The 7,821-nt window shown below is 74.1% G+C and carries 5 protein-coding genes; 1 reads left to right on the top strand and 4 read right to left on the bottom strand.

Features of this window, described 5'->3' with window-relative positions; translation table 11 throughout:
- Window positions 1-97 precede the first annotated feature (97 nt).
- From ileS to ACFT55_RS17505, 4 genes are all read right to left on the bottom strand, one after another.
- Window positions 98-3,442, bottom strand: coding sequence for an isoleucine--tRNA ligase (gene ileS / locus ACFT55_RS17520; protein ID WP_380245122.1), 3,345 nt, complete (start codon window positions 3,440-3,442; stop codon window positions 98-100).
- A 359-nt stretch (window positions 3,443-3,801) separates the two neighbouring features.
- Window positions 3,802-5,397: a molybdopterin-dependent oxidoreductase gene (locus ACFT55_RS17515; protein ID WP_380245121.1), complete on the bottom strand. Its 1,596-nt coding sequence runs from the start codon at window positions 5,395-5,397 to the stop codon at window positions 3,802-3,804.
- A 52-nt stretch (window positions 5,398-5,449) separates the two neighbouring features.
- A complete protein-coding gene (locus ACFT55_RS17510) occupies window positions 5,450-6,046 on the bottom strand; it encodes a hypothetical protein (RefSeq protein WP_380245120.1) in 597 nt (198 codons plus the stop codon).
- A 64-nt stretch (window positions 6,047-6,110) separates the two neighbouring features.
- Window positions 6,111-6,803: a winged helix-turn-helix transcriptional regulator gene (locus ACFT55_RS17505; protein WP_380245119.1), complete on the bottom strand. Its 693-nt coding sequence runs from the start codon at window positions 6,801-6,803 to the stop codon at window positions 6,111-6,113.
- Window positions 6,804-6,946: 143 nt separating this feature from the next.
- Between ACFT55_RS17505 and ACFT55_RS17500 the strand changes: the two genes are divergently transcribed.
- On the top strand, window positions 6,947-7,786 hold the full coding sequence (locus ACFT55_RS17500; RefSeq protein WP_380245118.1) for a class I SAM-dependent methyltransferase: 840 nt from the start codon (window positions 6,947-6,949) through the stop codon (window positions 7,784-7,786).
- Window positions 7,787-7,821: the final 35 nt, after the last annotated feature.

Raw genomic sequence — 7,821 nt, 5'->3', positions numbered from 1 at the left:
GCCCCGGGGCGGGGCGGGGGGCCTGGGGGTAGTGCGGAGGGAACCTCGACCTCGCGCAGGGCACGGCCCGAGCGCGGCGCACGGACCGCCAGCAGGTTCAGCCGGCCGGAGTCTCCCGCTTGCTGACGCGCACCGTGCGCTCGCCGTCGCCTGCGGCCACCGCGACGTCGAGGGCGAGCGTCTCGCGGGCGATGAGCTCGCGGTGCCGCTCCACCGCGGGGAGGTGCTCGGCCGGGACGGCGAGCTCCAGCGCGATGCGGTCGCTCACCTCGAGGCCCGCAGCCTTCCGGGCGTCCTGCACGTCACGGATGACGTCGCGGGCATACCCCTCGGCGCGCAGCGCGTCGTCCAGCGCGAGCTCGAGGACGACGAACCCGCCGCCGGGCAGCACGCTCGCCGCGACCTCGCCGCCCGCACCCTCGGCGACGACGGTCGTCAGCTCGTACTCCGCCTCGAGGAGCGGCTCGTCGCCGGCCTCGGTGGTCACGACCACCGTGCCGTCGTCGTCACGCCGCCACGCCCCGGACTTCGCGGCCTTGATGACCGACTGGACACCGCGGCCGAGGCGCGGGCCGGCCGCCCGGGCGTTCACGGCGAGGCGCTCGGTGATGCCGAACCGCTCGGACGCGTCGGCGTCGGCCTCGACGAGGTCGACCGCCTTGACGTTGAGCTCCGAGGTCAGCAGGCCGACGTAGTCCGCGAGCGCCGCAGGGTCCGGCACGGCGACCGTGAGGCGGGCCAGCGGCTGGCGCACCCGCAGCTGGTGCGCCTTGCGCAGCGCGAGCGCGCTGGACACGACGGCCCGCACCTCGTCCATCGCGGCGACCAGCTCGTCGTCGCGCACGAGGGCGGACTCGATCGCGCCGCCTGCCTCGCCCGACGACGCGGGCCAGTCCGCGAGGTGCACGGACCGGCCGCCCGTGAGCCCCCGCCAGACCTCCTCGGTGAGCAGGGGCGCGAGCGGGGCCATGACCCGGGTCAGGGTCTCGAGGGCGGTGTACAGCGTGTCGAACGCGTCGGCGTCCTCGGCCCAGAAGCGGTCGCGCTGGGTGCGCACGTACCAGTTGGTGAGGACGTCCAGGTGCTCGCGCACCGACTCGCACGCGCCGGAGATGTCGTAGGCGTCGAGCTGCGACGTCACGGTGGCGACGAGGTCGTGCGTGCGCGCCAGCAGGTACCGGTCGAGCGCCGGAAGACCCGCGACCCGCTCCGCCGTGACCGGCTTCGCGGTGTAGCCCTGACCGTCCGCGGCGCTGTTCGCGTAGAGGGTGAAGAAGTAGTAGGTGCTCCACAACGGCAGGAGCACCTGGCGCACGGCGTCGCGGATGCCCTCTTCCGTGACGACGAGGTTGCCGCCCCGCAGGATCGGGCTGGCCATGAGGAACCAGCGCATGGCGTCCGAGCCGTCGCGGTCGAAGACCTCGGACACGTCCGGGTAGTTCCGCAGCGACTTGCTCATCTTGCGGCCGTCGGAGCCCAGCACGATGCCGTGGGAGACGGCGCTGCGGAACGCCGGCCGGTCGAACAGGGCCGTGGCGAGCACGTGCAGCGTGTAGAACCAGCCACGCGTCTGCCCGATGTACTCGACGATGAAGTCGCCCGGGTAGTGGTGCTCGAACCAGTCCGCGTTCTCGAACGGGTAGTGCACCTGGGCGTACGGCATGGAGCCCGAGTCGACCCACACGTCCATGACGTCCTCGACGCGGCGCATCGTGGACTTCCCGGTCGGGTCGTCCGGGTTGGGCCGCGTGAGGTCGTCGACGAACGGGCGGTGCAGGTCCGGCTCGCCGTCCGCGTTCAGCGGGAGGCGGCCGAAGTCGCGCTCGATCTCCTCCAGCGACCCGTAGACGTCGAGGCGGGGGTGCGCCGGGTCGTCGCTCTTCCAGACCGGCACGGGCGAGCCCCAGAACCGGTTGCGCGTGATCGACCAGTCGCGCGCGTTCTCCAGCCACTTGCCGAACTGCCCGTGCTGGATGTGCTCGGGCGTCCACGAGATCTCCTCGTTGAGCTCGAGCATGCGCTCCTTGATCTTCGTGACCTCGACGAACCACGAGGACACGCCCATGTACATCAGCGGCTGCCGGCAGCGCCAGCAGTGCGGGTAGGAGTGCGCGTAGGACTCGCGGCGCAGCAGCACCGTGCCGGTCGTGGTGGAGCCGGCGTCGGCCTCGCCCCGGGTGCGGGCCTTGAGGTGGTCGATGATCGGGAGGTTCGCGTCGAAGACCTGCAGGCCCGCGTACTCCTCGACCGGGTGCGTGAACTTGCCGTCCGCGCCCACGGGCATGACGGACGCGACGCCCTCGCGGTCGCACACGACCTTGTCGTCCTCGCCGAACGCGCCGGCGCTGTGCACCAGGCCGGTGCCGTCCGTCGTCGTGACGAAGTCTGCCTCCACCACGCGGTGGGCCCGCTCGCGGCCCTCGTAGTAGGAGAACGGCGGCACGTAGGAGGTCTGGAGCAGGTCGCGGCCGAGCAGGTGCCCGACCACGCGCGGCGCCTCCTCGCCCTCGTCGGTGAGCTCGCGCGAGTACGCGTCCACGCGTGCCGCGGCGATCACGTACCGCTGCGACGTGCCGGTGAAGGACGACTCGACGACGGCGTACTCGATGTCCGGCCCGACCATGACGAGCAGGTTGGAGGGCAGCGTCCACGGCGTGGTGGTCCAGATGAGGAGCTTGTCCCCGGGCCGCACGACGTCCTGGCCGGCCGGGACGGTCGCGACGTCGAAGCCGACGGTCACGGCCGGGTCCTGGCGCGTCTGGTAGACGTCGTCGTCCATGCGCAGCTCGTGGTTGGACAGCGGCGTCTGGTCGTTCCAGCAGTAGGGCAGCACGCGGAAGTCCTCGTACACCAGGCCCGCGTCGTAGAGCTTCTTGAAGCCCCACAGCACCGACTCCATGTACGTGACGTTGAGCGTCTTGTAGTCGTGGTCGAAGTCGACCCAGCGCGCCTGGCGGGTGACGTAGTCGCGCCACTCGGACGTGTACTTCAGCACGGACGCGCGGCACGCCGCGTTGAACTTCTCGATGCCCAGCTCGAGGATCTCGTCCTTCGTCTTGATGCCGAGCTGGCTCATGGCCTCGAGCTCGGCGGGCAGGCCGTGGGTGTCCCAGCCGAACCGGCGTTCCACGTGCTTGCCGCGCATGGTCTGGTAGCGCGGGACGACGTCCTTCGCGTAGCCGGTGAGCAGGTGGCCGTAGTGCGGCAGGCCGTTGGCGAACGGCGGCCCGTCGTAGAAGACGAACTCGTTGCTGCCGTTCTCGCCCGCCGGGTTCTTCGCGACCGACGCACGGAACGTGTCGTCCCCCGCCCAGAACTCCAGGACCTCGCGCTCGATCGCCGGCAGGTCCGGGGACGCGGGGACGCCGGCGATGCCGAACGCGGCGCCCTGCTGTGCCGACGGCTGGTCGGGGGCGGACGAACGGTGCTGCGGATAGGCCATGGGTGGGCTCCTGGGAGAACGGGCGGGCGGGTGGTACGGGTCGGCGGTCGAGACGGTCGTGCTGCTGCCGTGCGAGGACGACGCCCCGCCCCGAAGGGCGCAGGAACCGCGGTACCACCCCGCTTGCGGACACCCTGCCGAGACCCCGGCACGGCGCCCGCCGCTCGTTCACGGCTGTGACGGGCCTACCCGTCCGGTTCTACTGAGAGCGGGGTCCGCTCCGTTCTTCCGGAGGCTCGCCGGTGATGGCCGGGTCGACGCCTGTGCCTCCATCGTAGCCAGGCGCGCAAGCCTGGCACCCACGCACTCGTCGCGTTGGTCGGGACGGTCGTGGGCGCACGGCCGGCGCTGAGACCCGGTCAGGCGATCGTCACCGGGATGGTGTGCCAGCCGGACGCACCGTCGGGCGCCGGCGGAGCCTCGGTCTCGACCTGCGCGTTCCCGTCGGCGTCGGTCGCGCGCACGGCGACGACGTGGTCGCCGGGCGTCGCGTGCCAGTCGTGGCGCCACTGCCGCCATGTGTCCGGGCCGACGGTGTCCGCGAGCTCCGCCTCCGTCCACGCGCCGTCGTCCACCCGCACCTCGACGCGCGCGATCCCGGTGTGCTGCGCCCACGCCACCCCGGCGAGGGTCACGGTGCCGGCGGGCAGGTCGTCGCCGGGACGGGGCACGTCGATGCGCGACGACAGCTTGATCGGTCCGAGCGCCGACCAGCCGCGCGGCGTCCAGTAGCCCTGGTCCGCGGCGAAGGTCGTGACCTTGAGCTCGGTGACCCACTTGGTCGCCGACACGTACCCGTACAGGCCCGGCACCACCAGCCGCGCGGGAAAGCCGTGCTCGGGCGGCAGCGGCTCGCCGTTCATGCCGACCGCGAGCAGGCTCTGCCGGCCCTCCTCACGCAGCACCTCCAGCGGCGTGCCGGCGGTGAACCCGTCCGTGCTGCGCGAGAGCACCATGTCCGCCCCGGCCTGCGGCCTCGCGCGAGCCAGCAGCTCCCGCACGGGGTAGCCGAGCCAGCGGGCGTTGCCGATCAGGGAGCCGCCCACCTCGTTCGAGACGCAGGTCAGGGTGACGTCGTGCTCCTCGAGCGGCAGGGCGAGCAGGTCGTCCCAGGTGAGGGTGAACGGCTCGTCGACGAGACCGGTCACCGACAGAGTCCAGTCCCCCGGGTCCACCTGCGGCACGATCAGGGCCGTGTCGATGCGGTAGAACTCCGGGTTCGGGGTCGCGTACGGGGTGAGGCCCGCGACGCGGAGGTCCGCTCCGGCGGGCACGGGCGGTGCCGTGGTCGCGGGTCGCGGCAGCCGGATCGCCTCGCGCGCGGCCTGCACCGCCCGGCCCCCGGCCGAGACGACGCGCGAGGCGCCCAGCGCGACGACGGCTCCGGCGGCCGTGATGCCGGTCCACTGCAGGAAGCGGCGCCGGTCCATCGCCGCGCGGTGCTCGCCGCCGGGGCGCTCGTCCGCGGCGAACCACTCCTCGACGCGGCGCAGCAGCGCGCTCAGGAGCGCGATCGCGACCACGCCGCCGACGAGGCTGGGCAAGGCCCAGGCGATGCCCGCGCCGGGGCGGCGCGCGGCGACGATCGCCGCGGCCGCGCAGACGGCACCCAGCAGCACGGCGCCCCACGGCGGGCGACGTCGTTCGAGGACGCCGACGAGCGCGGCGCCCGCCAGCGCGACGACACCCATCGTGGCGAGCAGGACGGCCTTGTCGGCGGTCCCGAACCACGAGACCGCCAGGTCCTTGAGCCAGCCGGGGACGCCGTCGACCACGGCCCCGCCCGCGGCGACGACCGGGCTCGACGCCGGGTCGACGACCGCCGCCGCCAGCTCCGCGACCGCGAGCCCCGCACCCGTCGCGACGACGCCCGCGAGCGCGGACCACCACCCGTCCCGTCGTCGCGGCTCGGGCGTGGCCGCCGGCCCGGGCTCCCCGGGCGTGGTGCTGCTCATGCCCTCAGCGTCCCACCTCGCGGAGCCGCCACCTGGACTGACGACCGGTCCGTCACGTGTCCGTAAGGCGCCCGGTGCCCCCTGCGTCACCCTCGGTGCCGGCCTCGGTATCGGCCTGGGGCACGCCCGGGTCGGGCCAGCCCGCGAGGTGGCCGAGCCAGGCGATCGCCAGCCACGTCCCCTGCACGACGATCTCGAGGTCCGGACCGACGACCGTGGCGTCGCAGCGGGTGTCGAGCGTCGTCGCGCCGTGCTGCCCGGGCGCGACGACGAGCGAGCGCAGCGAGAGGGCGCCGGGGTCCAGGACGACCTCGCCACGGGGTGCCGGGAGCTCGACCCGGAACCGGCCGGCGGTCGCCCACAGGTGCGGCCGGCCCGCCCAGGAGGCGGGCGCCCACGGCGCGGTGCCCCCGACGACGATGCACGGGAGGTCGGCTACGGGCTGCGCGGGGTCGCGGGGCACGCGCGGTGCGTCGGTGCCGAGGCGGGAGAGGTCGGACACCCCGCCCGTGCCGCCCGCGACCGACACAGCGAGGTCGAGGGCGGCGCTCACCAGGCCGACGGCCGCCCCGGCGCCCGCCCGCGCCCCGAGGCGCCGCCGCCGGGGTCGGCGCCACGAGATCGTGTCCTGGACCCGTGGCCTCATCATGGCTGCGAAGGTAGCGCGTCGAGGAGGGTGCGTCGAAGGTCGCGGGGCGACGGCCGCGGCCGGGTCAGGCGTCGGCGGCTGCCCGTCCCGGTCGCGGCACGCCGGCGAACACCGACTGCCCCAGCCATCGCGGCACCTGGCGGCGCACCGCCTCCGGGCCGTCGAGCACGACGTCCCGCGCCCGCAGCGCGCCGTCCCAGGTGACGTCGCCGCGCCACAGGCGGGTCAGCGTGCGCAGCGGCGTCGTCACCACCACCGCGGTGTCGTAGCCAGGGTCGTAGTCGCACACCTCGACCTGCCCGTCCCGCACGACGATCCACCACCGCGACACGCGCGGGGCGACGTCGGTGAGGGCGAACGCGACCACCGTGCGCTCGCGGGGCCACGCGGCGACGTCGATGGTGCGCCGCATGTCCCACAGCAGCAGGTGCGGGTCGAGGTCGGCCTCGCCGAGGCCCCCGACCCACCGCGTGCCCCACGCGCCGAGCGCCTCCACCACCGGGCGCAGCTCCTCGCCGGCCGGGGTGAGCACGTAGCGGGCGTGCCCTTCGTCACCGGTGCGCCGCACGACGCCCGCCCGCTCCAGGGTGCGCAGGCGCTTGGCGAGCAGCGTCGGTGACATCTTCGGGTTGCCGCGCCGCAGCTCGTTGAACCGGGTGCTGCCCAGCAGCAGCTCGCGCACGACGAGGAGCGTCCAGCGCTCGTCGAGCACCTCCATCGCCTTCGCCACGGGGCAGAACTGGCCGTAGCCCGCCATCCCCCCAGTGAACGCCCGCCCGAGGTGGCACCGCCAGTACAGATCCAGGACTTCGCCCGGTCCAGATCTGGCACTGGATGCGTGGCGACGCCGCACGCACCGTGGAGGGAAGGCAGAAGAGCCCCGCACCGAAGGAGATCCTCATGAGCATCACCGAACCCGGGACCGCCCCCGCCGAGCTGCTCGACGCGGTCCGCGCGAAGCATCGCGCCGTCTGGGAGTCGGGCGACTACCCGGCGGTCGCCGACCAGGTCATCCCGTCCCTGGGCGCCGTCCTCGTCGAGGCGTGCGACGTCGGTCGCGGCGACCACGTGCTCGACGTCGGCGCCGGTTCCGGCAACGCCTCGATCCCGGCAGCCCTGGCGGGGGCCGACGTCGTCGCCTCGGACCTCTCCCCCGCGCTGCTCGACGCCGGACGACGGCGGGCCGCCGACCGCGGCGTCACCCTGCGCTGGGAGACGGCCGACGCGCACGCGCTGCCCTTCGACGACGGCACGTTCGACGTCACCCTGTCCTGCGTGGGGGTGATGTTCGCGCCCTTCCACGAGCTCGCCGCGGGCGAGCTCGCCCGGGTCACGCGGCCGGGCGGCACCCTCGGGAACATCGCGTGGACGCCCGGCGGGTTCATCGGCGAGATGTTCGCGACGCTCAAGCCGTATGCGCCCCCGCCCCCGCCCGGTGCGTCGGCGCCGCCGCTGTGGGGCACGGAGGAGCACGTGCGGACGCTCCTCGGTGACCGCGTCGCCGACGTCCGGGCCGAGGTGCGCGGGCTCGTCGTGGACCGGTTCGCCGACGGCGCCGCGTTCCGCGACTTCTTCAAGGCGACCTACGGGCCGACCATCGCGACGTACCGCCATCTCGGGGACGACGACGCCCGCGCGGCGCAGCTCGACGAGGCGCTCGCCGACCTCGGCGACCGGCACCTGCGCGACGACGGCACGATGACGTGGGAGTACCTGCTGGTCCGCGCGACCAGGGTCTGAGCCGCGGCGCCGTGCGGCGCGGTCAGCGAAGGAGA

The organism is Isoptericola sp. NPDC057191 (assembly GCF_042670225.1).
In the GTDB taxonomy this organism is placed as follows: domain Bacteria; phylum Actinomycetota; class Actinomycetes; order Actinomycetales; family Cellulomonadaceae; genus Isoptericola.
This window is presented reverse-complemented; position numbering and strand designations above follow the sequence as displayed.

What these genes read in the sequence shown, in the direction of transcription:
- ACFT55_RS17505 (WP_380245119.1), bottom strand. Translation starts at nt 6,803, where the DNA reads ATGGCGGGCTACGGCCAGTTCTGCCCCGTGGCGAAGGCGATGGAGGTG.
- ACFT55_RS17500 (WP_380245118.1), top strand. Translation starts at nt 6,947, where the DNA reads ATGAGCATCACCGAACCCGGGACCGCCCCCGCCGAGCTGCTCGACGCG.
- ileS (WP_380245122.1), bottom strand. Translation starts at nt 3,442, where the DNA reads ATGGCCTATCCGCAGCACCGTTCGTCCGCCCCCGACCAGCCGTCGGCA.
- ACFT55_RS17510 (WP_380245120.1), bottom strand. Translation starts at nt 6,046, where the DNA reads ATGATGAGGCCACGGGTCCAGGACACGATCTCGTGGCGCCGACCCCGG.
- ACFT55_RS17515 (WP_380245121.1), bottom strand. Translation starts at nt 5,397, where the DNA reads ATGAGCAGCACCACGCCCGGGGAGCCCGGGCCGGCGGCCACGCCCGAG.